We start from the raw sequence: 24024 nt of genomic DNA, 5'->3' as shown, positions 1-24024 counted from the left end.
CAAACCGCGATTAGAGAGCCCTTCAATCATACGTCAGATCCGTCGCCTTGCCCCCAAACACCCGATACGCATAGAACGAATAGAAGATGATCACCGGCAGCACGACCACCGTGCCGGCGAGGATGATGGCCAGGCTTTCCGTCGCCGACGCCGCCTGCCAGATGGTCAGCCTCTCGGGCACCACGAAGGGGTAGAACGACCAGGCAAGCCCGGCAAAGCCGAGCGCGAAGATGGCGGCGAGCGTCAGGAACGGCCGCAGCGCGTGGCGATCGTCGGGCTTGGGCAGGTGGAAGGTCTGCCGCCACAGCCACAGGAACAGCAGCGCCGACAGGATCGGCAGCGGCGACAGATAGAGCATTTCGGGCCAGACGAACCATTTGGCGAAGATGCGCGGACTGGCGAATGGGGTCGCCAGCGACACCGCCGCCATGCCGAGCGCGGTCAGCACCAGGGCCGTGCGCAGCCAGGCCACCGCCTTCCTCTGCAATTCGCCCTCGGTCTTGTAGATGACCCAGGCCGCGCCCATCGCTGCATAGGCCGCCGACAGGCAGAGCGCCACCAGCGCCCCGAAAGCGATGCCGCCAAAGCCGACATCGAGGCCAAGCACATAGACGCCGAGCATATAGCCTTGCGCCAGCGAGGCGATGACGGAACCAAGGAAGAAAATGCGGTTCCAGCGATGCTTCTTGCCGGCCGGCACCTTGGCGCGGAAATCGAAGGCGACGCCGCGCAGGATGAGGCCGACTAAAAGCACGAAGACCGGAATGTAGAGCGCGGTGAGGATGACGCCATGCGCCAGCGGGAAGGCGACCAGGAGCAGGCCGACGGCCAGCACCAGCCATGTCTCGTTGGCATCCCAGAACGGGCCTATTGCCGCGATCATGGTGTCCTGCTCGGCATCTTCGGCGACCGAGAACAGGATGCCGATGCCGAGATCGAAACCGTCGAGAATGACGTAGATCAGGATGGCGAGGCCCATCAGGCCGGCGAAGATCAGGGGCAGCGCGGTTGGCCAGTCGAAGCTCATCGGTCTGTCATCCCTCTCATCAACGGTTCTGCCCTTCGCTATTGCTCCGGGCGTTCGTCATTCGAAAAGCCAAATCGTTGGCTTTTCGTCCGCTACGCGGACCATTCCTCACTCCGCTGCGGCCGGTTGCGACATGGCCGTCTTCATCACCCCCGGGAGCGGCGAGGTATCGCCGTCCTTGGCGGCCTTCAGCGCCAGGTGCACCAGCACGCCGAGATAGGCGATCAACAGCAGCACATAGAGGATGAGATAGATGGCGAGCGTCAGCGCGACATGGCTGCCGGCGACCGGGCCGATAGCGTCGGCGGTTTTCAGCACGCCGGTGACCAGCCAGGGCTGGCGGCCGATTTCGGTGGTGTACCAGCCGGCGAGCGTCGCCAGCCAGCCCGACAGCGCCATCGGCACCATCAGCAAGGCCAGCGGCTTGGGCAGGCTGTGGCGGCGCTTGAGGAAGAAGGTCGCCGACCACGAGACGATGAGCATCAAAATGCCGGTGCCGACCATGATGCGGAAGCCCCAGAACACCGGGAAGACCGGCGGATGCAGGCCGGGATAGTCGTTGAGCCCCGGCACGATACCGCTGGTGGAATGGCGCAACACCAGGCTGGCGCCGTCGGGAATGGCGATCTCGAATTTGTTTTCCTTCGCCGCCTCGTCGGGCAGCGCAAACAGCACCAGCGGCACGTTGGGGCCGGTGTTCCAGTTCGCCTCCATGGCGGCGATCTTCTGCGGCTGGTGCTCCAGCGTATTCAGCCCGTGCTGGTCGCCGGCGAAGATCTGGATCGGGATTAGGATGGCGGCGGTGAAGACGCCGGTGCGCAGCGCCTTCCACATCGATTCCGACCGGTCGCCGGTGAGGTAGCGCAGCGCCGACAGGCCGGCGATCAGGAACGACACCGTCAGGCCGGAGGCAAGCAGCATATGCGTCAGACGGTAGGGCATGGACGGGTTGAAGACGATCGCCCACCAGTCGACGGGATGCGCCTTGCCGTCGATCATCTCGAAGCCGGCCGGCGTCTGCATCCAGGAGTTCAGCGCGATGATCCAGAAGGCTGACAGCGTGGTGCCGCCGGCGACCAATACCGTCGCCAGCGTGTGGACGCGGTTGGAGACGCGGCGGAACCCGAACAGCATGATGCCGAGGAAGGCCGCTTCGAGGAAGAAGGCGGTGAGGATCTCGTAGGCAAGCAGCGGCCCGGCGATGTTGCCGACCTTTTCCATATAGCCCGGCCAGTTGGTGCCGAACTGGAAGCTCATGGTGACGCCGGAGACCACGCCCATGGCGAAGGACAGCGCGAACACTTTCACCCAGGTGAAATAGGCGCGCATCCAGGCGGAATCATTGGTGGCGTTGTAGCGGAGCTTGAAGAACAGCAGCACCCAGCCAAGCGCAATCGTGATGGTCGGAAACAGGATGTGGAACGAGATATTCGCCCCGAACTGCATTCGCGACAGGATGAGCGGGTCCATGCGGGCTCCGGCTGCTGTTTGTTGGCGCAGAATAGGCGGCGGATGCGGTCCGGTCAAAGCGGCTTGGCGTCACGCGGGGCGCGTTGTCGCAGCAGATGGGATCAATCCGTCAGTGCCCCGATACCCCCATGACGAAACGGCAAAAGGGGAACGTTTGTCCACAATTGTCAGCAGCGGCATTGACTTCGCGCCGTGCGCACCGACATTCAGCGCAATAATAATCCCCGCCTCTTTCAAACAGTCGTTTTCGGCCTCATGTCTTCCACTAATTTGCCTTCCATCATTTCGATTTCCGGGGTCACCAAGACCTACGCCACCGGCTTCAAGGCGCTGAAGGAAATCAACCTCGACATCGAACGCGGCGAGATTTTCGCGCTGCTGGGGCCGAACGGCGCCGGCAAGACGACGCTCATCTCGATCGTCTGCGGCATCGTCAACCGTTCGTCGGGAACGGTGACCGTCGACGGCCACGACATCAACCGAGACTACCGCGCCGCGCGCAGCCTGATCGGGCTGGTGCCGCAGGAGCTGACCATCGACGCGTTCGAGAGCGTCTGGGCAACCGTAACCTACAGCCGCGGCCTGTTTGGCAAGGCGCCCAATCCGGGCTTCGTCGAAAAGGTGCTGCGCGACCTGTCGTTGTGGGACAAGAAGGACGCCAAGGCGATCACGCTGTCGGGCGGCATGAAGCGGCGGCTGATGATTGCAAAGGCGCTGTCACATGAGCCGCGCATCCTGTTCCTCGACGAACCCACGGCCGGCGTCGACGTCGAACTGCGCCAGGACATGTGGGCGATGGTGCGACGGCTGCGCGACGACGGCGTCACCATCATCCTCACCACGCACTATATCGAAGAGGCCGAGGCGATGGCCGACCGTGTCGGCGTCATCAACCGCGGCGAGATCATCCTGGTGGAGGGCAAGGCCGAACTGATGCGCAAGCTCGGCCGCAAGCGCCTGATCGTCGAATTGCGCAACCCGCTCACCGCCATTCCCGATGCATTCTCGCACTACGCCTTGGAGCTGTCGGGCGATGGCACACAGCTGACCTACACCTATGACAACCAGAGCGAACGCCCCGGCGTCGCATCGCTGCTGCGCGAACTCGAGACGGCAGGCATCCAGTTCCGCGACATGGACACGCAAAACAGCTCGCTCGAGGAGATCTTCGTCAATCTGTTGAGGCAAGAGCCATGAATTGGCGAGCAGTATGGGCGATCTACCGGGTCGAGATGGCGCGTGCGTTCCGCACCGTGCTGCAGAGCATCGTCTCGCCGGTGATCTCGACATCGCTTTATTTCGTCGTCTTCGGCTCGGCCATCGGCTCGCGCATCACCGAGATTGACGGCATCAGCTACGGCGCCTTCATCGTGCCCGGCCTGATCATGCTGTCGCTGTTGACGCAGTCGATCTCCAACGCCTCCTTTGCCATCTATTTCCCGAAATTCGTCGGCTCCATCTACGAGCTCTTGTCGGCGCCGGTGTCGTATCTGGAGATCGTCATCGCCTATGTCGGCGGCGCCGCGACCAAGTCGATCATCCTCGGCTTGATCATCCTGGCGACGGCCTCGCTGTTCGTGCCGCTCACCATCCAGCATCCGTTCTGGATGCTGGCCTTCCTTGTCTTGACGGCGGTGACCTTCAGCCTGTTCGGCTTCATCATCGGCATCTGGGCGAAAAGCTTCGAGCAATTGCAGCTGGTGCCGCTGTTGATCATCACGCCGCTGACCTTCCTCGGCGGCAGCTTCTATTCGATCAACATGCTGCCCGAGACCTGGCGCACGGTGACGCTGTTCAACCCGGTCGTCTACCTGATCAGCGGTTTCCGCTGGAGCTTTTACGGCAAGTCCGATGTCTCGGTCGCCGTCAGCCTGGGCATGACGACGGTGTTCCTCGCCATCTGCATCGCCATCGTCGCCTGGATCTTCCGCACCGGCTACCGGCTGCGCAACTGACCCTGCCGCTCTAAAGCGCGTCGCGTTTGAACGGACTCAGGCGACGCGCATTAGGTCTTTGTTTTTATGCATGTCGTTTGCTCAAATCGGGACCACTTTTGAGCGACATGCAAATAGGCGATCGCCCGTGCGCCGGTCAAATCAACAGTTTTGCTGAGGGCAAATTGGCCACGTTGGCCGCCACGGTTCTTGCTAGATCGCCTTGATGAGGCGCAGCAACCCCAGCATCTCGATCAGCCTGCCTTGGCGGAAGGCGATGTAGGTCGGTTCCTCGATGCCGTGGAAGCGGCGCTTGAACGCCGCCTGGCCCTTGAGGTTGAACTTGCTGCGGTTGACCCAGGGCGACTCATAGGCCCGCGCGAAGGCGTTGCGCCAGAAGCTCGATTCGGCAAAGCCGTTGGCTCCGACCTCGAGCATCGGCGACAGGCCGAGCGTGACGACCGAAATGCCCTCATTGCGAAACCGGTCGACGGCGAATTTGGTCAGCCCGATTTCGGCATGCGGCGAGGCATCGATGTGCTTGCGCTTGAACGAGGTGGTGTAGCCGATCACCTTGCCATCCCGGAACATCGGATCGAAATCGAGCAGAGCGACGAGCTCGCCTTCCGGGCTGTAGAGCACGAAACGGCGCATATCGATGCCGAGATGATCGGCAAAGGGGCGGTTGAGGAACGCCATCTCCCAGCGCTTGACGATGCGGTCGGCCCGCCAGTTCTGTGACAGGCGCTGGACCTCGTCGAGATAGACCGCTCCTTCGCCAAAAGAAAACCCCTTCTTCAACAGCCAGCGTTCGGAATACCGCACGGTTTCGTTGCGCTTGCCGGAAAAATCGTGAGCCGGCAGTTCCAGCCGCGTGTCGACGCCGAGACGGTTGACCTGGTAGCCGAGCCCGGCCAGAACGCGCGCCGTCGGTTCGCCGATCTGCACGAACCACGGGCTGTCGGCGGCTTCGACAAAGCGCCTGATATAGTCGGGCCGATCGGCCGGATGGGCCACCGGGTCACCGAGCGCGAAATGGCGCTTCATCTTGGTGCCGAAGGCGATGTAGCCGTCGGCGTCGCCGAAATAGGACAGTTTTTGCTGCACGGCGGTCGAATAGGCCAGCGAGAAGTCGCCGTGCTGGCGGACAAGCGCCAGCCGCTCGACATGCGAAAAATCCTGGCGCGGCACCTTGGCTGCGGCGCCCTCCAGCAGTCTGTCGAGAAAGATGCGCAAGGAGGGCATGGTCGAGCTTCCGCGTGCCGATGATAAACAGAGGCTTGCCCCCAAGGCCTCGAATCAGTCGCATTGACGCGACCTCATTATCGATCATATCGCCCCTGTGCCATATGGGACGTGCCATATAGGACGGGTCCCATGGCGCACCTGAAAGGAAATCTCGACCGAATGGCGGCTACGACAAGCGAAACGATGCCTATCGTCCTGGGGCCGAAAGGACCCGACTATACGGTTATCGTCATCGGCGCCGGAGCGGCGGGGCTGGCGGCCGCCGACGCGCTTGGCCGGCGCGGCGTGCGAGTCGTCGTGCTTGAAAAGGAGCCGCGGATCGCCGAACCGTGGCGACGGCGGCACGAGAAGCTGACCCTCAACACGCATCGCGCGCTATCGGCCCTGCCCGGCCTTGCCTATCCGCCACGCACCGCCGCCTTTCCGAACAAGGATGCCATCGTCGGTTATCTCGAGGATTTTGCCCGCGCGCGCGGCATAAGGGTCGAATTCGGCACCGCCGTCGAGCGGATCGAACGCAGAGGCAATGGCTGGCTCGTCCATACGGGCCGGGAAACGCTGAGCGCCCGCAATGTCATCGTCGCCACCGGCCGCGACCGCTTGCCATGGACGCCGGACTGGCAAGGCAAGGCGACTTTCACCGGCAAACTTATCCACGCCGCCGATTTCGGCACAGCACAGGACTATGTGGGCAAAAGCGTGCTGGTGGTCGGAGCCGGAAATTCCGGCTTCGACGTGCTCAACCACCTCGCCCGCGCCGACACCAAGGCCATCTGCTTGTCAGCCAGGCAGGGTCCGTCGCTGATGCCGAAACGGATCGGCAAGGTCGCCGTGGCGCGCTTCGGCGGTTTCATGGCGATGCTGCCGACGTGGATTGCCGATGCCGCGATTGCCGCGACGCAGCGGCTGGTGTTCGGCGACCTCGCCCGCTTCGGCCTGCCGCCGGCGCCGAAAGGCGGCGCCAGCCGGCTCGGCGTCGAGCAGATCGCGATCGCCGTCGACGACGGCGCGGTTGCCGCGCTGAAGGCCGGACGGATTTCGGTGGTGGCGCCGGTGGCGGCTTTCGAAGGCGCCGGCGTGCGGCTGAACGACGGCACGGTGCTCGAGCCGGATGTGGTGATCGCGGCAACCGGCTATCGCACCGGCCTGGAGGCCATGCTGGGCGATCTCGGCGTGCTCGACGCCAAGGGCGTGCCGAAGGCCAATGGCGGCACCCCGAGCGGCCAGCCCGGCCTGTGGTTCATCGGCATGCGGCCAAGCCTGACCAGCTATTTTCACAGCGCCGGCCTGCAGGCCGAAGCGATTGCCCGTCAGATCGCCAAGGGGTTGTAGACGAGCGCTTCTGGACGGAGAACCACCGCACTTCGGGCTGCTGCTGTGGCGCGGACTGGTGGTTCAACGCATCTGCAAGACGGGATCGAATATCCTGGCGATTGGGCGAAACGCCATCCCGTCGTCATCCACGGGCGAAGCAAGGAGCGTAGCGACGCGGCGCAGACCCGAGGATCCATGCCGTGACTTCTGAGCTACGCTGCGTTGCAGGTTCTGCTCCGCTGCTTCCACGGCCAAGGCATGATCCCTGGGTCTCCGCGACGGAGCTTCGCTCCTGCTTCGCCCAAGGATGACGAAGTCGAGATGCGTGCGGCCAACCTCCAAAGCAGGCGCTTGAATTCGTTCATTGCATCGTTATATAACATGTTATGGTTATCCAGCAGGCGGATCACCCATGGAAGACATCATTCGATCCCTTGGCTACCTCACCCTCGGCAGCAGGCTGAAGCGTATCGGCGAGCAGTTGCAGGCCGATACGCAGCGCATGCTCGATGGGCTGGAGGTGCCGGTGCAGTCCAGCCAGTATCCTCTGCTGGCCGCGCTCGACCGGCTCGGGCCGCTGCCTGTCGGCGAACTGGCGCAGTCACTGGGGATCACCCAGCCGGGGGTGACGCGCAGCGTGGCGCTGCTGGCCGAGTTGGGGCTGGTCGAGGCCGCGCCATCGAACGACGACCAGCGCCGCAGGATGATCTCGCTGACCGCGAACGGCCAGCGCCTGGTCGATAAGGCGAAGCGAGACGTTTGGCCGCGCATCGAGAACGCCGTTGCCGACTTGTGCAAAGGCATCGCAGGGCCGCTTCTACAACAACTCTCGGCAATAGAGGACGGCCTGGCGGCGGCCCCACTCGACCGTCGTGTGAAACAGGATGTCGCGCCATGAGCCATGTCCTCGATCGTCCGGTCTGGAGCGCGCTCGACACGCGGCATCGGATCTTTGCGTATGGCGACAGGCTCGCCAGGCGCTATCCCTCCTCGATCGTCCCCTTCGCGGCTTCCGGGACAGACGACGCTGAGAGCCTGCAGGCGCTCGCAAGCCTCATTCCTGCGGGTGAGAGCGTGTTCATGCTCCAGGCGGACCCCATTGCCTTGCCGCCGGAACTGACCGCGACCGTGACCGCCTTCGGTGTTCAGATGGTTGCTGCGGCGCCATTGCCTGCCGTGTCGGACGAGCGTGTGCAGCAGCTGACGCAGGACGACGCGGCCGGGATGCTCGCTTTGGCGTCACTGACCAGGCCCGGCCCGTTCACGCTCAAGGCGCTGAGCCTCGGCGAGTTCTGGGGCGTGAAGATCGACGGCCGGCTGGCGGCGATGGCCGGCGAGCGCATGAAGCAGCCCGGCTACAGCGAACTCAGCGGCGTCTGCTCGCATCCCGAATTTCGCGGCAGCGGCCTCGGCCGGCTGCTGTCGGTGTTCGTGGCCAACCGAATTTTTGCGCGCGGCGAAGTTCCCTACCTGCATGCCTATGCCAGCAATGCCGGCGCGGTCCGGTTGTACGAGTCCATCGGCTTCAGGCTGAGGGCAGAGATGAATGTGGCCGTCGTGCAGCGCGCCGGATAGGCCGCCTTGCGGGCCTCAGGCTGATTTCGGCTCCAACCTGCGGAAACCCACGGTTTCCATAAGCATATCTTCCTCGACCATCCCGGCATTGTGCAGCGCAAGCAGGTTCAGCGCGATCTCCCGCGCCTCCGCCGAATCGGGATGCACGTCGCGCCTGCGGCAGGCTTCGTCGAACACGCGTTGCAGCCTGGCGATGTCGTCGGGTTTCAGCAGGCCACGGTCATAGACGGACTTTGGCATGGCACTCTCCTCCAGAAGAGGTAGGGCGCCATGTTTAAATGTCCATTCTTTTCCGGGGCTTGGGTGGGCAGCTGCCTGGGTTTGCGTTAATCCGGCCCGAGCGTTGCAATCAGACCGCGATCGTGCTGCCATTCATTCAGCCACCTCTCGTCATCGTCGGGCCTGTCTCGCCGCAGTCTGCTTGACGTGTCGGCGCGCTTGCGAAACAAGGGCTGCCACAAACGACAGCGAGACACAAAAGTGAGTTTCTGGGGACTGGCGCAGCTCGTCGTTTCGACGGTGATCTTCCTGCTGGCGGCAATCGCGGCCAAGCAATGGGGGCTGGCGCCAAGCCTTGGCAAGATCGTGCTGACACTGGCGCTGTATACGGCGGGCAATCTGATGATGCTGCGGCTGGTTCGTGAGTTCGGCATGTCGGTGTCGTTCAGCCTGTCGGCGGTGATCCAGCTGGTGGCGGTCAATGTGGTGGCGCTGGTGTTCTTCGGCGAACGCGTCAACGCCTTGCAGGCGACCGGCATCGTGCTGGCCATCGCGGCGGTGGTGCTGATCTCGCTCGGGCCTTACCTGCAGGGGCGATTGTAGTCCGATGAAGACCCCGCGTGCGTTCACCAACTGGCTTGAATTTCCGGTGCTGCTGGCCGGGCTGGTGATAGCCGCCGGGCTGTGGGGCTTCGAGGAACTGATGGAGGTGGCGCGGGCCACCACGCCGCACGCTTTCGATACTGAGATCCTGCTCGCTTTCCGAAAAGTGGGTCAGCCGGATGTTCCCGTCGGCCCGGCATGGCTGGAAGGCGCGATGCGCGACATCACCAGCCTCGGCAGCTCCAGCGTGCTGGTGCTGATCGTAACGGCGGTGATCGTCTACCTCCTGCTGATCCGCAGGCCGAGGACGGCGCTGCTGATCTTTGTCGCGGTGGCCGGCGGGCAGCTGCTGTCGACCTTGCTCAAGGCCGGCATCGACCGGCCGCGCCCCGATCTTGTCTCGCACCTGGCCAACGAGACGTCGCTGTCGTTTCCCAGCGGCCACGCCATGCTGTCGGCGGTGACCTATCTCACGCTGGGCTCGCTGGCAGCGCGCTTCCTGCCGGGACGAACGACGAAAATCTATGTCCTCAGCCTGGCGGTGCTGGTAACGCTGCTGGTCGGCGTCAGCCGCGTCTATCTCGGCGTCCACTGGCCTTCCGACGTGCTGGCCGGATGGTGCGCCGGCTTCACCTGGGCGACGCTGTGCTGGCTGGCGGCGCGAATGCTGCAGCGGAACAAGGCGGTGGCCGATGGCAACGAGCCCGAAGACTGACGATCCGGAGCGACATTCAAATCAGCCGGTTGATCAGCCCGTGTCCGCAGCCTGCCAGCAGAAAAACCGCCGACAGCAAGGCTGCCGACGTCGTCAAGGTCCTGAAAATCTTCAACTGATATTTCCCCGCCAATAAGAGCCAAGGCGGTTAACGTAGCATGCTCATCCCGTATCCCGCCATCCGGCTTTGTGGAGAGATCATGTTTCATGTATGCTTTATGATGGTTGAAACATCACTATGATTGTATTACACGTCGTCTCCGCAGACTCAGACGGGGGTTCCGACCGATGATCACTGCCGCCCAGATGCGCGCCGCGAGGGCGCTGGCCGGCATCGATCAGAAGACGCTCGCCGAGCGTGCCGGCGTTTCGCTTCCGACAATCCAGCGCATGGAAGCGAGTGACGGCGTGGTCAGGGGTGTGGTCGATACGCTGATGAAGGTTATCCAGGCTCTCGACGAGGCCGGGGTGGAGCTCATCGGCGAGAACCAGACCAGCGAGCGCGGCGGCCGGGGCGTGCGCCTCAAGTCGGTCGCGCCGCCGAACCCGCAAGGCTGAGCCGGCATATAGTCGCGACGGCGACCGCCGACAGTCCTGCCGACGATCCCGCCGCCTTCACGCAAGCGGAAGGCATTCCATGGATCAGATCCGGCGGGCAGTGCATCAACCGGCCCAGAAGTCGGCAAAGCCGACATTTTCAGAGCTGTTCACGCCCAAGCTGGTGACGGTCTGGCGCGAAGGTTACCGCCTGCCGCAGTTCAAGGCCGACTTCATGGCCGGGCTGACCGTCGCTATTGTCGCGTTGCCGCTGTCGATGGCGATTGCGATTGCTTCGGGCGTGACGCCGGAGCGCGGCCTGTTCACGGCCATTGTCGGCGGCTTCATCGTCTCGGCGCTCGGCGGCAGCCGCTTCCAGATCGGCGGCCCGGCCGGCGCCTTCATCGTGCTGGTGGCGGCGACGGTGCAGCGCGAAGGCGTCGACGGACTGCTGCTGGCGACGATGATGGCCGGCATCTTCCTGCTCGCCATCGGCTATCTCCGGCTCGGAACCTATATCAAATTCATCCCTTACCCGGTGACGGTCGGCTTCACCGCCGGCATCGCAGTCATCATCTTCTCCGGCCAGATCGTCGAACTGTTCGGGCTGAGGCTTGCCGGGCCGGAGCCCGGGCCGCTGCTGCCGAAGCTGATGGCGATCGGCCACGCGGCCGGCACGCTCAATATCTCGGCAACGCTGGTGGCGGCGCTGACCATCGCCACCATCGTCGGGGTGAAGCGCTGGCGGCCCGGCTGGCCGGGCATGCTGATCGCCGTCGGACTGGCCTCCCTTGTCGTGGCGCTGCTTTCGCTGCCGGCGGAAACGATCGGCACCCGCTATGGCGGCATTCCGAGCAGCCTGCCGTTGCCGGCACTGCCGGCACTCAACCTCGACAAGGCGCTTGCGGTGCTGCCGGATGCGGTGGCTTTTGCGCTGCTCGGCGCCATCGAATCGCTGCTCTCGGCCGTGGTCGCCGATGGCATGACCGGGCGGCGTCACCGTTCCAATTGCGAACTGGTGGCGCAAGGCTTTGCCAACATCGCGTCTGCCCTGTTCGGCGGCATCTGCACCACCGGCACCATCGCCCGCACCGCCACCAATGTGCGGGCCGGCGCGCATGGGCCGGTTTCCGGCATGCTGCATTCGCTTTTTCTGCTGGTCTTCATGCTGGTGGCCGCACCGCTGGCCAGCTACATCCCGCTTGCCGCCCTTGCCGGGGTGCTGGCGGTTGTCTGCTGGAACATGTTCGAGAAGCAGGCCTTCGCCACGTTGCTGCGCGCTTCGCGCGGCGACGCCCTGGTGCTGATGGCAACCTTCCTGATCGTCGTCTTCCGCGACCTCACCGAAGGCATCGTCGTCGGCTTCGCGCTAGGCTCGATCCTGTTCATCGACCGTATGGCCAAGTCGATCGCCGTGGAGGCGGATTTGCCGCTGGTGCAGGACGATGTCGCCGACAGCAGCGGCCGCGCCTACGATGCAAGCGAGGCAAGCGACGCCGACACCGTCGTCTATCGCATCTCCGGCGCCTTCTTCTTCGGCGCCGCCTCGACTGTCGGCACGGTGCTCGACCGCATCGCCGACCAGCGCAAGAACTTCATCCTCGATTGCTCGGCGGTGCCGTTCTTCGATTCCACCGCGGCCAATGTCATCGAGGGCGCGGCGCACAAGGCGAAGCGCGCAGGGGTGCGTTTCATCATCGCCGGTGCCTCGCCGCAGACACGGCGCATGCTGATCAACCACGGCGTCAAGCGGCCGCTGGTGACCTTTGCCGCCTCGATCAAGGATTCGCGGGCGCAACTCAAAGCCGCGCCCGCTGGCTGAGCCGGCAAGTGTGCGCCGTCAGTCCAGGCTCAGCACCGCGATCTCGCCCTCGTTCATCAGCGGCACGAAGATCCGCGTGCCGTCTGTGCCGATATCGGCGCTGCCCGGCTTGAACTGCTCTACAGCCTTCGGCGCCTCGCCGACTTTGTACCGATAGAGCGTGCCGGTCATGAAGGCGGTGGCGTAGATGCTGTCGCCGATGGCGACGACGCCGTCGAGGTCGGCAAAGTTTTGTGCGCCAGGCAGCGGCGTCACGGCTTTCGTCGCGAGATCGACCGACAGCAGGCCCCCGGGCGCGGCAGTGCTGAAGTCCGGCTTGATGCCCTTGCCCCAGGACGCCACGATCAGCCGATCGCGATCGGCAAAGATGCCGTTGGGTGCGGCGAGCTTCGCATCCTTCACGAACAGTTCCGGCTTGTCGCCGTCAATGCGGTAGATCGCATCGGCCAGCATGTCGGTGACATAAACCTTGCCCGAACTGTCCGATGTCACGTCATTGAGGAAAACGGCGCCGGGCACATCGATCGTCGAGATGAGCTTGCCGCTGGCGAGATCGACGATGCGCACCTTGGTGATGTCGGCGACGTAGAGCTTGCCGCCAGAGATCGCCGAGCCCTTCGGTGCATCCATGCCGGCGGTCCAGTGCCGGCTAACGACCTTGCCGTCCAGCGACAGCACCGAGAGATAGCCGTTGCCGTCGGCCTCCCCGGGATTGCCGACGATGTTGGAGACGATAATGCGATTGTTGGCGGCATCGAACAGCGCCGATTCGGGTTGCTCGAAGCCCGAGGCGCGCCAGAGTTCGGCGGCCTCGGCCGCAGGCACGAGCGCGATACCGAAGGCGGCGAGACAAATAGAGGGGATGAGGGTTTTCACGGCCAGGTCTCCTGTGGTGGATGGCGGAGAGCTAGAGATGTCGATACTTTTCCGGAAGGGCGATTGCCGCTAGTATCGAAACGCGATACCAAACCGCGAGAAAAGAGGTGCATTCCATGAACGGCCTGATCTTCGAGGCGCTGAAGCGGACGCTGAAGGCCAAGGGCGTCACCTATCGTGAGCTAGCCGGGCGTATGGGCATTTCCGAGCCGACGGTGAAGCGCATCTTCCACGAGCGCAACTGCAAGCTCGACCGTCTCATCGGGATCTGCGCTGCCGCCGGCGTCGAGCTGGAAAACGTGCTGGGGTCGATGAACCGGGGGCCGGGACCGGTCAATCGCATCGCGCCGCAGATCGAGCGCAAGCTCGCGGGACGGCCGGCGCTGCTGTTCATCTTCGTCATGCTGTCGGAGAAGTTCACGCCCGAAGGCGTCATGCGCTCGCAAGGCTTGAGCGAAGCCTCGATGTTCCTTTATCTGCGCGATCTCGAAGCGATCGGCCTGATCGCATTGGGCAGCGGGCTGTCGGCACGGCTGCTGGTCGACACACCGATCCAGTGGAATTTCGAAGGGCCGCTCAGGCCGCTATTCGAGATGACAAACAAGAATTTCATCGGCTGGGCGATCACCCATCTGGAGCGGGAAGCGACCTTCGTCTCTTTCTCCAGGCGGATGCGGCCGGAGACGGCGGAGATGGTGAAGCGCGAGGCGGAGGAACTGGCCGAGCGCGCCAAACTGCTCGCCCATCACGACCAGCACACGACGCCGGAAGACGGGCTGACCGGCTACAAATGGACGTTTGCTTTTGGCGCAACCCCGTTTCCGGCGATCATGCCGATCGGCCCGCACCCCAGGGATGCCGGTGCGTCCGACCGGCCCACCGCTCCGGCAAAGGGACGCCGCCCGTTGCCGGCCTGACTGGGCCATCATCCGAGCAGGATTGCATCTGGCGGCTGAGCTTGTCGCGCTCCAGTCCGGAGGTGCTTCAAAAATGAAGCCACATTCATGATAGAGTTCGCGCGCTGATTTGCCAGACTGTACGGGGCGGGTTTGCCGAATGCGTGACCGTCCCCGCAAAATCGAAGTGATCCTATGCCGACCGCGCCAACACTTGAACTTCGCCGCTATTCGCGCCTGAAAAATTTGCGGGAGCGCGCAGAACGCCAGGGTGCTGCATTGCAGTTCTGGGCGCGCACGGCATCGCTCGCCGTGATCTCCTGCTTCTTTTCCTTGATCAGCCGCTGGGATGCCTCGCTGCTCTTCGTGCTGGCGGGCCTCGCGCTGTTCCAACTCGTCGGCCTGATCCAGTTTCGCTTTGCGCGCCGTCGCAACGCGCCATGGTGGATCGGTTACCTCGTCGGTACGCTGGACATCATTCTGTTGACCGTTCTGCTGGTAACGCCCAACCCGTTTTCCCTCGAGGTCGCGCCGGCCGCGATGCAACTGCGCGAGGGCAGCTTCAAATTCCTGCTGATTTTCGTATGCCTTGGCGCGCTGACCCTTTCGACACGATTGGCGCTCTATCTCGGCGCGCTCGCGGCCTTGACGTGGACGATCGGGGTGGGATGGGTGGTTTTTCATGCGGGAACCGTCATTCCGGCAACGAACCTCTATTCGCTGCCGATGACAGAGCGACTGAATCTCTATCTCAACCCCAATTTCGTCGATACGTTCGCGCAGGCGACCAATGTGTTGGTTGTGCTGATTATCGGCGCGATCATGGCGCTGGTCGTCTCTCGTTCCCGACATCTGTCGGAAGACTATGTCAAGGCGGAGCGCGCCCGCGCCAATCTCGCCCGGCATTTTTCGCCCAATGTCGTCGACCAGCTCGCCACGGATGACGAGCCCTTCGGCCCGGTCCGCCGGCAGGATATCGCGGTGCTGTTCGCCGACATCGTCGGCTTCACACACTATTCCGAGGATCATCCGGCCGAAGCAGTGTTCGAACTACTGCGTCAGTTCCACCGTCGCATGGAGCAGGTCGTTTTCGACCACCATGGCACCGTCGACAACTATATCGGCGATTGCATCATGGCGACCTTCGGGGTTCCGCAAGCCAGCCATGACGACGCAACCCGGGCCATCCGGTGCGCTGAAGCGATGATCGCCGCTATCGAAGACTGGAATGTCCAGCGTGTGTCCAGAGGATATCCGCCGCTGGACGTTCGGATCGGTGCACAATATGGCGCCGTCGTCCTCGGCGCGGTCGGCAGCGAGCGCAACCTGTCCTTCGCGGTGGTGGGCGACACCGTCAACGTCGCCAGCCGTTTGCAGGCGCTCTGCCGGGAGCTTCAGGCGAATATTTGCTTTGGGTCACGACTGATTGAGGCCGCGAAGGCGGAATCGCTCGGGACACAGCTGAATGCGCGCGATCATGGACCGGTTAGCATCCGCGGCCGGGACGAACCGGTCCATGTCTGGGTCGAACACAGAGCCGAAAACCAGGGCGCTATTGCGGTTTCGGCGTGATGCAGGCCGCCATGTGAGACGCCTGCACCTCGGCAGGATGGACGCCAGAAACCTCGACAGGATCGCGCCCGCCAGCGTGCGCAAAGCTGGCCCGTTCGAGAGCGACTTTCGCTGCCGCATCGATGCGGTTTGGTCGAAATGGTTAGCCGTGCGTTTTCAAATGCAGCATCGGATGGTGTTCGTAGTGCCCGGCGCCATTCTTCACGATCGGGTCCTCCGAGGTGATCGCCTCTATGTCCAGATCATCGGCAATCCGATAGAGCGACACCCCATAACCGCCAGCCGGGTCCATCACGGGGCCGTGCGCGACGATAAGCCTCTTTTCAAGCAGGTCATCCAGGAATGCTCCGTGCTGCTTCATCCACTCTTCCTCATCGGTGGTCATCGTTGCCAGAAAGTCGGAACGCGGCGGAATATATTTGCACAAATAGGACTTCATTCGTCGCTCCTCGGCGAAAGGAGGCTCGCCTGCCGGACTGGCCTGGCGATGCCGTGATTTTAGATCAATCGGCCACGCCCATCTGCTTGCGGAAGCTCTTGTCGAACATGTTTTCGGGCACGAAGCGCCGCATGAAGCGAAGACGGCCTGCCGTTTTGCCAGGCGTATAGCGCATGCTCGGCGTCTTTTCGGTGGCTGCCTGTACCACTTTGTCGGCCACGGCTTCCACCGGATCGCCGCTCGCGATTCTGTTGCGCCAGGTCGAATTCATGGCTGAGCGCCCCTGTTCGTAGACGCCGGAAATCCGGTCAGGCTGTTCGGCGTTCTCTTCCAGTCCGGTGCGGGTGAAGGCGGGCTCGACAAGGGAAACCCTGATGCCGAACGTTCGAAGTTCGTGATCGAGCGACTCGGAATATCCTTCGACTGCGTGTTTGGTGGCGGTGTAGAGGGCGGTGAATGGCCCCGGCAGGAAACCGGACACCGAACTGATGTTGATGATCCGGCCCTCGCCCTGTCTGCGCATGATGGGCAGCACTTCATTGGTCATGCGAACGATGCCGAAGACATTTATGTCGAACAGGCTTTGGGCTTGAGCGACCGATGATTCCTCGGCGCCGCCGATCAGGCTGCGGCCCGCATTGTTTACCAGTACGTCGATCCGGCCGGCGAGGGCGACAACTTGCTTGATGGCGTCTCTGACGGACCCATCATCGGTGACGTCGCAAGGGACCATGTGAATGCCCTGACGCACTTCGTTGGGCGCAGCTCGGCGGCTGGTGCCGAACACGCGATACCCCGCCCGGATGAGCGCAAGTCCGGCCGCATGCCCGATGCCACCCGAAGCGCCGGTGATCAGCGCGATCTTCTCGGCGCGCGACTGAACTTGTGTCATCTCAACTTTCCTGCCTAATGATTATGATCGTAATCATTAGGTGATAATGACCGCCATAATCATTGTCAAGCGCCTCCGCCACGTCTTATATGTCGATCATCATCAATAGGAGAGGATGCGGTCGTGAAGGTGAGCAAGGAGATGGTCGAGTTAAATCGAGAGCGGGTCATCGATACCGCCGCAAAGCTCTTCCGCGAACAAGGGATCGACGGGATCGGCATTGCCGATCTGATGAGCGCGGCCGGGCTTACCCACGGAGGCTTCTACCGACAATTCAAGTCGAAGGACGACCTCATCGTTCAGGCCATGCAGCGGGCCTTCAGTGACATGAGCGCCGATCTATCCGCCCGGCTCGCTTCGACCGATACTCCGTTTGAGACGCTCGTGCGCCACTACATCTCGGACCATCATCGCGACAATCCGGGGCACGGATGCAGCCTCACCGCACTGGCGGCCGATGCCGCCCGGCACGACGATCCAGCGCTTCGATCGTTCTTCGGAAGCATCGTCAGCAATTATGTCGCGTTGATCATTTCACTCCTGCCGGGAAGCGACCCGGCCGCGAAGCGGAGTGCCGCGATCGCATTCCTAGCGGAAATGGTCGGATCGGTGATCCTCTCCCGCGTCGTGCCCGATCCGACGCTTTCCGCTGAGATCATCGACACTGTCTCGAATGATCTCATAGGGCGCCACTCGCCACCGGCGCCGGTTTGAATGGTTGCTATTCGGCGGCCTTCGCCTCAGCGGCCCTATCTTCCCAGGTCACCGCCCGGTAGTCGAAACCAAATTCCAGCGTCGGTTTGACGATGCGGAAGAAGGGCGACAGGTCGAAGTCGCGCGGCGTGTAAAGCGAGTGGTGGCGGATGTGCAGGATTTCGCGGCGCGAATAGTTCGACTGCGCCGAGGCGCGGCCGGGCGCGCGGGTGATCTCGGGCAGGATCGGGTAGCGGATCTCGCCATAGGCTTCGGCGATCAGCGTCGAGCAAATGGCGCGCGTCGGATCGCCGGAACCGAAAGCCAGCATGCGGCGGCGCCAGCGCACCGGCACCGGCGGCGTCGGCAGGAAAAAGCGCAGCATGTCGAAAATGTTCTTGAGATCGTATTTCAGGCCGAGCTTGCCGATCACGAAGGCGACGACATGGTCGCGGTCTTCCGGGGTCAGCCCGCTCGCCCGGCAGATACGGGTGTTGTAGGTGCGGTAGCGCGACAGCGGCACGGCGACACAGCCTTCGCCGAGCGTGACTTCGATCAGCCGACGCCGTTCCGATCCGTCCTCCGGTTCGGACAACGCATCGCCGATATAGAAGGCCGCATGCGACCAAGTCGACTGTGTCAGGTATTTGATGGCCGCGGAGATCTTCTGGTTGCCTTCGATGAGCAGGATGTCGCCGGGTTCGAGCGTGCGCCGCAACGTCTCGGCGTCGGACGGCGTGTAGGGCTCATAGCCCGAGGATTCGTCCTGCAGCCGGCCGGCAAGCCAGCGGCCAAGTCGGTCGAGAAGCGTGTCGCGCGGCGCGGTCATGGTAAAGTGTGACTAGCACGAGGTGACGTCCTCGGCCATGATCAACCGACCGGGACCTCTTTCGACAATACCGGGCCGGCTAGGTCGTCGCGCGCATTGCGCGCGAGTTTCTTTGTCGAGCGCTTGGGGCTGTCGCCGAACAGCTCGGCCGCTCCGGCGAGGCAGCTCTTCTTCAGGCTTTTTTCCGAGCGCTTCAAAAGCTTGCCAAGAAGCCTTGTGTCCTGCGCATCGCCGAGCGGCTCACCGTCGGCCTCGAGCAACACGCGCATGACGAAGACGTCGTGCAGTTCGCCGAGCCTTTCGCCCAGTTCGTCGACCGCCTTGCGCCGCACCTTGATCGGCGTCGGCCACAGCCGGCCGAGCAGCGACAAATGCATCGAATGGGTCTTGGCAGCCTTGCGCAGATCGTGGAAATCCTCTGCTTCGCCGCGCGATCCCGCCCGGTCCAGCGCCTTCCTGGCACGGCGCAAGGTCTTGCGAGCGCCTTCCGCAAGCACATCGGCTGCATGCTCAGGCAGATCGGGGAGCAGCAGCCGCTCTATCCTGATGAGGCCTTCCTCGCAGGCGGCGGTGGCCGCGCCTATGGCGGCGTCGAGGCCGGCGCCGGCATGCATTTCATGCTGGCGGGCAATCAGCCGGTCGCGCACGCTGTCGAGGCCGCCGCCGGCAACCTGCTCGGGAAAGGCGGCTGCCAGCCGGTCGACGGTCTCGACCAGCGCGGTCGCCTCGCGCGGCCCGGCAAGCAGCGCCGCCACCTGACGGTAGCATTGGTTCTCAGTCCGACAGAATGTTTCATTTCCGGAACGGACCAGCCGCAGCAAGGCGCGCGCGCTCTTCAGCCGCTTGCGGCATTTGTGCAATGCCTGCTCCGGCTGGTCGCGCGCGACGGCCAGATGGGCAAGCGCCTTGCCGATCTCCTCGCCAAGGATACGCCTGACCTCGCCGGTCAGCGGCAGGCGCGGATCGATGCGAAAGCTCATGCGGCGATCTCCGGAATCCCCCTAGAGCATGATGCCGAAAAGTGTGAAGCGGTTTTCGGACGACATCATGCTCCATCTCTTTTGATTTAGAGCCGGATTCCGATTTTAGGTCGACCCGACCTAAAATCATCCGGCTCTAGGGCGAGCGACGCGTTGTAAAATCTCTGCTCGCCGGTCACTTCGCGGCCGAGCCAATCAGGCAGCATTTCGTCAGGTACATCCTCCGGCGTCTCCAGTTCGGCCACCACAAGGCCGGCTAGAATCCCGCCGAAAACATCGACTTCGTAGAGATAGCCGCGATGCCTAACATGGTGGCGTGTCTTCTCGATGACATGTCCGATGGCGAAGGCCAGCATCTCCTCTGCGTCCGCCAGTGGAATTTCATATTCGTATTCGTCACGCTCGCGGATCTTGCTGCCGAATTTAAGCGTCAGCTTCGCCGAACTGCCGTCGCTGATGCGCACGCGCACGGTGCGGCCGGGTGTTGCGGCAAGATAGAATTGGCGAATGCGTATATTCGCCTCGGCCATTTCCATCCATTCGGCGCTGGAGACCAGGAACTTGCGTTCGACTTCCTTGCCCATGGCCGCCCACTAAAGCGTCTGCGGCCCGACATGGCAAGCCGCCGCGGATAATCAATTTGACTTTAATCAATCGATTGATTAAGTGCCCAGCATGATCAAAACCGTAGCCGATAAAACGCCCCGCCAGGAGACATCCCCCGCAGAGCAGACGCGCGCCGCACTCGTGCTTTCGGCGCTCAAGCTGTTCGGACGGCAAGGGTTCGACGGCACGTCGACGCGTGAGATCGCCGCCGAGGCCAAGGCCAACATCGGCTCGATCGCCTATCATTTCGGCGGCAAGGAAGGGTTGCGCGCGGCCGCCGCCGACCACATCGTCGAAACCATCCAGTCGGTTGCCGGCCAGGCGCTCGGCGGCACGCAATTGCCGGGTCAAGCCGGCCCGGAGGCGGCGAGGGCACAATTGTTCGCCGCGCTGGAAGCGATGGTGGCGTTTATCGTCGCCAGGCCGGAGGCGGGCGAGATCGTACAATTCGTACTTAGAGAGTTGTCGCATCCGACGGCCGGCCTCGACCGCATCTATGACGGGGTGTTCGAACCGACGCATCGCCGCCTCTGCCAGATCTGGGAACAGGCGACGGGCGAGCCGGCCGAAAGCGAGGCCACCAAGCTCGTGGTCTTCACGCTGATCGGCCAGGTCATCTATTTCCGCATCGGCCGCGAAGCAGTGATGCGTCGTATGGGCTGGCGCGAGATCGGTAACACCGAAGCCGCCAAGGTGGTGGCGGCGGTCACAAGCAATCTTGGCGCCATACTGGCGGCCCGAAATCCGGTCGCCCGCAAGGAGGGCAAGCGATGAGTTTTCTCTGTTCCCTGCCGCTCGCGGCCCAGCTGTTCGGCGCCTGCGCGCCGGCAGCGCCGCTTGCCGTCGGCTATGTCGAGGGCGACTATGTCTTGCTGGCGCCGATCGAAGTGGCGCAGGTCGAGACCGTCGCGGTCAAGCGCGGCGACCGTGTTGTATCAGGCACGCCGGTGGTGACTCTCGAAAGCGCCGACGCAAAAATCGCCGTCGCCCAGGCAGAGGCCGCGCTCGCCCAGGCGCAGGCGCAGCTGGCCGACCTGCAGATCGGCAAGCGGCCGGAGGAGATCGCGGTGCTGAAGGCCGAGGTCGACATGGCCGAGGCCCAGGCCACGGATGCCAGGCGCAAATACGACCGCGCCGCCGACCTGTTCAAGCGCGGTGCCGGCACGCAGGCCGACTACGACACCGCCGCCGCGACGCTGGAGACCGCCAATGCGCAGGTCGGCCAGGCGCAGGCCAACCTCGCCGTCGGCGGTCTGCCTGCGCGTCCCGAAACGATCAAGGCGGCAGACAATCAGGTCAAACAGGCACAGTCGGCGTTGAAGCAGGCTGAGTGGCGGCTATCGAAGCGCGTGCTGGCGGCACCATCGCCCGGCCGCATCAATGACGTCATCCGCGATCCCGGCGACACCGCCGGTCCGACCGCGCCTGTCATTTCGATGTTGCCGGACGGTGCGGTAAAGCTCAGCGTCTATGTCCCGGAAAGTGCGTTCTCGTCGATCAAGGTCGGCACGTTGCTTGTCGTCCATTGCGACGGCTGCGGGCCGGAGGTGAAGGCGCGCGTCAGCTATGTCTCGCCCGACCCGGAATTCACCCCGCCGGTGATCTACTCGCTCGAGAACCGGCAGAAGCTGGTCTACCTCGTCGAGGCGCGGCCTGAGGGCAAGGCGCAAGCGCTGCAGCCGGGACAGATCGTCGATGTCGAGCTGGCGGCCTCCGCAAAATGAACGCCATCGACGTTCATGGCCTGGTCAAGCGTTTCGGCGACAAGACTGTCGTCGACCATGTGACGATGACGGTGGCCGAGGGCGAGATCGTCGGCTTTCTCGGGCCCAACGGGTCCGGCAAGACGACGACCATCCGCATCATGTGCGGCCTGCTGACGCCCGACGAGGGCGAAGGTACGGTGCTGGGTTTCAACATCCGCACCGAGTCGCTCCGCATCAAGCGCGAAGTCGGCTACATGACGCAGAAATTCTCGTTCTACGAGGATTTGACGATCGGCGAGAATCTCGAATTCGTGGCGCGGCTCTACCGGCTGAAGCCGGTCGAGGAGCATGTGTCGAAAACGCTGGAAGAGCTTGGCCTGACGAGCCGCCGCAACCAGCTCGCCGGCACGCTGTCGGGCGGCTGGAAGCAGCGGCTGGCACTGGCCGCCTGCATCATGCACAAGCCGAAGCTGCTGCTGCTCGACGAGCCGACTGCCGGCGTCGATCCGAAGGCGCGGCGCGAATTCTGGGACGAGATCCACCGGCTGGCGAGCGGCGGTCTGACCGTGCTGGTGTCCACCCACTACATGGACGAAGCCGAGCGCTGCCACCGAATCAGCTACATCTCCTACGGCAAGATGCTGGCCACCGGCACGGTGGACGAGGTGGTGACGAATGCCGGTCTGACCACCTTCGTGCTGCAGGGACCGCGCCTCGACCAGGTCGCCGATGCACTCAGGGACCGGCCCGGCGTCGACCAGGTGGCGCCGTTCGGCGCGACGCTGCATGTCGTCGGCTCCGACAAGGCAAAGCTCGAAAAGGCGCTCGCCGATGTCGAGAAGGAGCACAAGGGTGTCAGCGTAAAACCCGGCGAGACCAGCCTCGAGGACGTCTTCATTCAGTTCATGTCCGGCTCGAAGGACAATATGGCATGAACAGCGTCTTCTCCTTCGCCAGGCTCGGTGCGCTGCTGATCAAGGAATTCATCCAGATGCGGCGCGACCGCATCACCTTCGCCATGATGCTGGGCGTGCCGCTTTTGCAGCTGGTGCTGTTCGGCTACGCCATCAACAACGATCCCAAAAGCCTGCCTGCCGCACTGGTGGCGACCAGCAACGACCCCTACACCCGCGCCATTGTCGCGGCCCTGCAGACGACCGGCTACTACCGCTTCGACCATGTTGCGCAAAGTGCCGAGGCTGCCGAATTCCTGATGGCGCGCGGCGATGTCGCCTTCGTCGTCACCATCCCGGCCGATTTCGGCCGCCGGGTGGAGCGCGGCGACAATCCGCAGATACTCATCGAGGCCGACGCCACCGACCCGGCCGCCGCCAGCGGCGCCATCTCGACGCTAAGCAAAGTGGCCAGCCAGGCGCTGCTTCGGGCGCAAGGCATGCAGGAGGCGGCGAGTGAGGCCGCCAGGGGCCAGCTCGATGTGGTGGTGCACCAGCGCTACAATCCGGAAGGCATCTCGCAATACAACATCGTGCCCGGCCTGCTCGGCGTCATCCTGCAGATGACCCTGGTGATGATGACCTCGATCGCGCTGACCCGCGAGACCGAGCGCGGCACGATGGAAAACCTGCTCGCCATGCCGTCCAGCCCGTTCGAGATCATGCTGGGCAAGGTGCTGCCCTATCTTGTGGTCGGTGGCGTCCAGGTGGTGGTGGTGCTGGCGGCGTCGAAGCTCTTGTTCGCCATCCCCTTCACCGGTTCCATGTCGCTGCTGCTTACAGCCGTATTGGTGTTCGTGCTGGCGCTGGTGCTGCTTGGCTACACCATCTCGACCATCGCCCGCACGCAGATGCAGGCGCTGCAGCTGACCTTCTTCTTCTTCCTGCCGTCGATCCTGCTGTCCGGCTTCATGTTCCCCTATCGCGGCATGCCGGGCTGGGCGCAGACCTTCGGCGAGATTTTTCCGCTGACTCATTTTCTGCGCATCACCCGCGCGGTGATGCTGAAGGGCGCCGAACTGCCGGCGGTTGCGGGCGAGATCGCCTGGCTGGTCGGGTTCGTGGCCTTGTTTGCCGGCGTCGCATTGGTGCGGTTCAGGCGCACGCTCGACTGAGCG

26 protein-coding genes are annotated in these 24024 nt (G+C 63.4%); 16 read left to right on the top strand and 10 right to left on the bottom strand.

Annotated features, from left to right (window positions below; genetic code table 11):
* Positions 1 to 22 precede the first annotated feature (22 nt).
* Together NKI35_RS10070 and NKI35_RS10065 are read right to left on the bottom strand one after the other, a co-directional pair.
* Positions 23 to 1027: a cytochrome d ubiquinol oxidase subunit II gene (locus tag NKI35_RS10070; RefSeq protein WP_023739830.1), complete on the bottom strand. Its 1005-nt coding sequence runs from the start codon at positions 1025 to 1027 to the stop codon at positions 23 to 25.
* A 108-nt stretch (positions 1028 to 1135) separates the two neighbouring features.
* Positions 1136 to 2497 carry a cytochrome ubiquinol oxidase subunit I gene (locus NKI35_RS10065; RefSeq protein WP_352595227.1) on the bottom strand — a complete coding sequence of 454 codons (1362 nt, stop codon included), beginning with the start codon at positions 2495 to 2497 and terminating at the stop codon, positions 1136 to 1138.
* Positions 2498 to 2767: 270 nt separating this feature from the next.
* Here NKI35_RS10065 and NKI35_RS10060 point away from each other — a divergent pair, with 270 nt between their 5' ends.
* Both NKI35_RS10060 and NKI35_RS10055 read left to right on the top strand, forming a co-directional pair.
* Positions 2768 to 3694: an ABC transporter ATP-binding protein gene (locus NKI35_RS10060; protein WP_023692970.1), complete on the top strand. Its 927-nt coding sequence runs from the start codon at positions 2768 to 2770 to the stop codon at positions 3692 to 3694.
* Positions 3691 to 4452, top strand: a complete 762-nt coding sequence (locus NKI35_RS10055; protein WP_023703863.1) for an ABC transporter permease — start codon at positions 3691 to 3693, stop codon at positions 4450 to 4452. Before NKI35_RS10060 ends, NKI35_RS10055 begins: the two co-directional genes overlap by 4 nt.
* Positions 4453 to 4644: 192 nt before the next feature.
* On the opposite strand, the gene NKI35_RS10050 is transcribed toward NKI35_RS10055, so the two are convergent.
* On the bottom strand, positions 4645 to 5676 hold the full coding sequence (locus NKI35_RS10050; RefSeq protein WP_352739803.1) for a phosphatidylglycerol lysyltransferase domain-containing protein: 1032 nt from the start codon (positions 5674 to 5676) through the stop codon (positions 4645 to 4647).
* A gap of 132 nt (positions 5677 to 5808) precedes the next feature.
* Between NKI35_RS10050 and NKI35_RS10045 the strand changes: the two genes are divergently transcribed.
* From NKI35_RS10045 to NKI35_RS10035, 3 genes are all read left to right on the top strand, one after another.
* The gene (locus NKI35_RS10045; RefSeq protein WP_352739801.1) at positions 5809 to 7011 is read left to right on the top strand and encodes a flavin-containing monooxygenase; all 1203 of its coding nucleotides are present in this window, start codon (positions 5809 to 5811) and stop codon (positions 7009 to 7011) included.
* A 394-nt stretch (positions 7012 to 7405) separates the two neighbouring features.
* On the top strand, positions 7406 to 7891 hold the full coding sequence (locus NKI35_RS10040; protein WP_352739799.1) for a MarR family winged helix-turn-helix transcriptional regulator: 486 nt from the start codon (positions 7406 to 7408) through the stop codon (positions 7889 to 7891).
* Positions 7888 to 8568 carry a GNAT family N-acetyltransferase gene (locus NKI35_RS10035; RefSeq protein WP_352739797.1) on the top strand — a complete coding sequence of 227 codons (681 nt, stop codon included), beginning with the start codon at positions 7888 to 7890 and terminating at the stop codon, positions 8566 to 8568. Before NKI35_RS10040 ends, NKI35_RS10035 begins: the two co-directional genes overlap by 4 nt.
* Before the next feature lie 15 nt (positions 8569 to 8583).
* Here NKI35_RS10035 and NKI35_RS10030 read toward each other — a convergent pair whose 3' ends face one another.
* Positions 8584 to 8808 (bottom strand): hypothetical protein, encoded by a 225-nt coding sequence (locus NKI35_RS10030; protein WP_023673272.1) that lies wholly within the window; start codon positions 8806 to 8808, stop codon positions 8584 to 8586.
* A 240-nt stretch (positions 8809 to 9048) separates the two neighbouring features.
* On the opposite strand from NKI35_RS10030, the gene NKI35_RS10025 reads away from it, so the two are divergent.
* From NKI35_RS10025 to NKI35_RS10010, 4 genes are all read left to right on the top strand, one after another.
* Entirely contained in the window at positions 9049 to 9390 is a 342-nt protein-coding gene (locus NKI35_RS10025) for a hypothetical protein (protein WP_023673273.1), read from the top strand.
* Positions 9391 to 9394: 4 nt separating this feature from the next.
* Complete coding sequence (locus NKI35_RS10020) at positions 9395 to 10105, top strand: phosphatase PAP2 family protein (RefSeq protein ID WP_023687516.1); 711 nt, start codon at positions 9395 to 9397, stop codon at positions 10103 to 10105.
* A 288-nt stretch (positions 10106 to 10393) separates the two neighbouring features.
* Positions 10394 to 10663, top strand: a complete 270-nt coding sequence (locus NKI35_RS10015; RefSeq protein WP_023825831.1) for a helix-turn-helix domain-containing protein — start codon at positions 10394 to 10396, stop codon at positions 10661 to 10663.
* Positions 10664 to 10742: 79 nt separating this feature from the next.
* Positions 10743 to 12464, top strand: a complete 1722-nt coding sequence (locus NKI35_RS10010) for a SulP family inorganic anion transporter (protein ID WP_352739795.1) — start codon at positions 10743 to 10745, stop codon at positions 12462 to 12464.
* 18 nt (positions 12465 to 12482) lie between these two features.
* On the opposite strand, the gene NKI35_RS10005 is transcribed toward NKI35_RS10010, so the two are convergent.
* The gene (locus NKI35_RS10005) at positions 12483 to 13340 is read right to left on the bottom strand and encodes an NHL repeat-containing protein (RefSeq protein WP_023692976.1); all 858 of its coding nucleotides are present in this window, start codon (positions 13338 to 13340) and stop codon (positions 12483 to 12485) included.
* 116 nt (positions 13341 to 13456) lie between these two features.
* Between NKI35_RS10005 and NKI35_RS10000 the strand changes: the two genes are divergently transcribed.
* Together NKI35_RS10000 and NKI35_RS09995 are read left to right on the top strand one after the other, a co-directional pair.
* Positions 13457 to 14257, top strand: a complete 801-nt coding sequence (locus NKI35_RS10000) for a helix-turn-helix domain-containing protein (RefSeq protein WP_352739793.1) — start codon at positions 13457 to 13459, stop codon at positions 14255 to 14257.
* Between the two features lie 174 nt (positions 14258 to 14431).
* Positions 14432 to 15808, top strand: coding sequence for an adenylate/guanylate cyclase domain-containing protein (locus NKI35_RS09995; RefSeq protein WP_023673280.1), 1377 nt, complete (start codon positions 14432 to 14434; stop codon positions 15806 to 15808).
* 142 nt (positions 15809 to 15950) lie between these two features.
* Here the strand turns inward: NKI35_RS09995 and NKI35_RS09990 are convergent, their stop codons facing one another.
* Together NKI35_RS09990 and NKI35_RS09985 are read right to left on the bottom strand one after the other, a co-directional pair.
* Positions 15951 to 16247 (bottom strand): YciI family protein, encoded by a 297-nt coding sequence (locus tag NKI35_RS09990; RefSeq protein WP_023703852.1) that lies wholly within the window; start codon positions 16245 to 16247, stop codon positions 15951 to 15953.
* 64 nt (positions 16248 to 16311) lie between these two features.
* The gene (locus NKI35_RS09985) at positions 16312 to 17139 is read right to left on the bottom strand and encodes an oxidoreductase (RefSeq protein WP_023673282.1); all 828 of its coding nucleotides are present in this window, start codon (positions 17137 to 17139) and stop codon (positions 16312 to 16314) included.
* Between the two features lie 123 nt (positions 17140 to 17262).
* Between NKI35_RS09985 and NKI35_RS09980 the strand changes: the two genes are divergently transcribed.
* Complete coding sequence (locus NKI35_RS09980; RefSeq protein ID WP_023732785.1) at positions 17263 to 17853, top strand: TetR/AcrR family transcriptional regulator; 591 nt, start codon at positions 17263 to 17265, stop codon at positions 17851 to 17853.
* A gap of 7 nt (positions 17854 to 17860) precedes the next feature.
* On the opposite strand, the gene NKI35_RS09975 is transcribed toward NKI35_RS09980, so the two are convergent.
* The 3 genes from NKI35_RS09975 to NKI35_RS09965 all read right to left on the bottom strand — a co-directional run bounded on the left by NKI35_RS09975 (position 17861) and on the right by NKI35_RS09965 (position 20225).
* Positions 17861 to 18661: a YiiX/YebB-like N1pC/P60 family cysteine hydrolase gene (locus NKI35_RS09975; protein WP_023732784.1), complete on the bottom strand. Its 801-nt coding sequence runs from the start codon at positions 18659 to 18661 to the stop codon at positions 17861 to 17863.
* A 41-nt stretch (positions 18662 to 18702) separates the two neighbouring features.
* Complete coding sequence (locus NKI35_RS09970) at positions 18703 to 19641, bottom strand: CHAD domain-containing protein (protein WP_352562441.1); 939 nt, start codon at positions 19639 to 19641, stop codon at positions 18703 to 18705.
* Between the two features lie 86 nt (positions 19642 to 19727).
* A complete protein-coding gene (locus NKI35_RS09965; protein ID WP_352739789.1) occupies positions 19728 to 20225 on the bottom strand; it encodes a CYTH domain-containing protein in 498 nt (165 codons plus the stop codon).
* 91 nt (positions 20226 to 20316) lie between these two features.
* Here NKI35_RS09965 and NKI35_RS09960 point away from each other — a divergent pair, with 91 nt between their 5' ends.
* Genes NKI35_RS09960 through NKI35_RS09945 form a run of 4 tightly spaced genes read left to right on the top strand, consistent with a single transcriptional unit; the run spans position 20317 to position 24021 of the window.
* On the top strand, positions 20317 to 21021 hold the full coding sequence (locus NKI35_RS09960) for a CerR family C-terminal domain-containing protein (protein WP_352739787.1): 705 nt from the start codon (positions 20317 to 20319) through the stop codon (positions 21019 to 21021).
* On the top strand, positions 21018 to 21971 hold the full coding sequence (locus tag NKI35_RS09955) for an HlyD family secretion protein (RefSeq protein WP_352739785.1): 954 nt from the start codon (positions 21018 to 21020) through the stop codon (positions 21969 to 21971). The genes NKI35_RS09960 and NKI35_RS09955 overlap by 4 nt, the downstream gene beginning before the upstream one ends.
* Positions 21968 to 22888: an ABC transporter ATP-binding protein gene (locus tag NKI35_RS09950; RefSeq protein ID WP_023673289.1), complete on the top strand. Its 921-nt coding sequence runs from the start codon at positions 21968 to 21970 to the stop codon at positions 22886 to 22888. The genes NKI35_RS09955 and NKI35_RS09950 overlap by 4 nt, the downstream gene beginning before the upstream one ends.
* Positions 22885 to 24021 carry an ABC transporter permease gene (locus NKI35_RS09945; RefSeq protein ID WP_023681282.1) on the top strand — a complete coding sequence of 379 codons (1137 nt, stop codon included), beginning with the start codon at positions 22885 to 22887 and terminating at the stop codon, positions 24019 to 24021. The genes NKI35_RS09950 and NKI35_RS09945 overlap by 4 nt, the downstream gene beginning before the upstream one ends.
* The last annotated feature ends 3 nt before the right edge of the window (positions 24022 to 24024 follow it).

Origin of the sequence: Mesorhizobium sp. M0676 (assembly GCF_040320535.1) — a bacterium.
GTDB lineage: Bacteria > Pseudomonadota > Alphaproteobacteria > Rhizobiales > Rhizobiaceae > Mesorhizobium.
The sequence above is the reverse complement of the archived record's forward strand: the minus strand, read 5'-3'. Positions and strand labels throughout refer to the sequence as shown.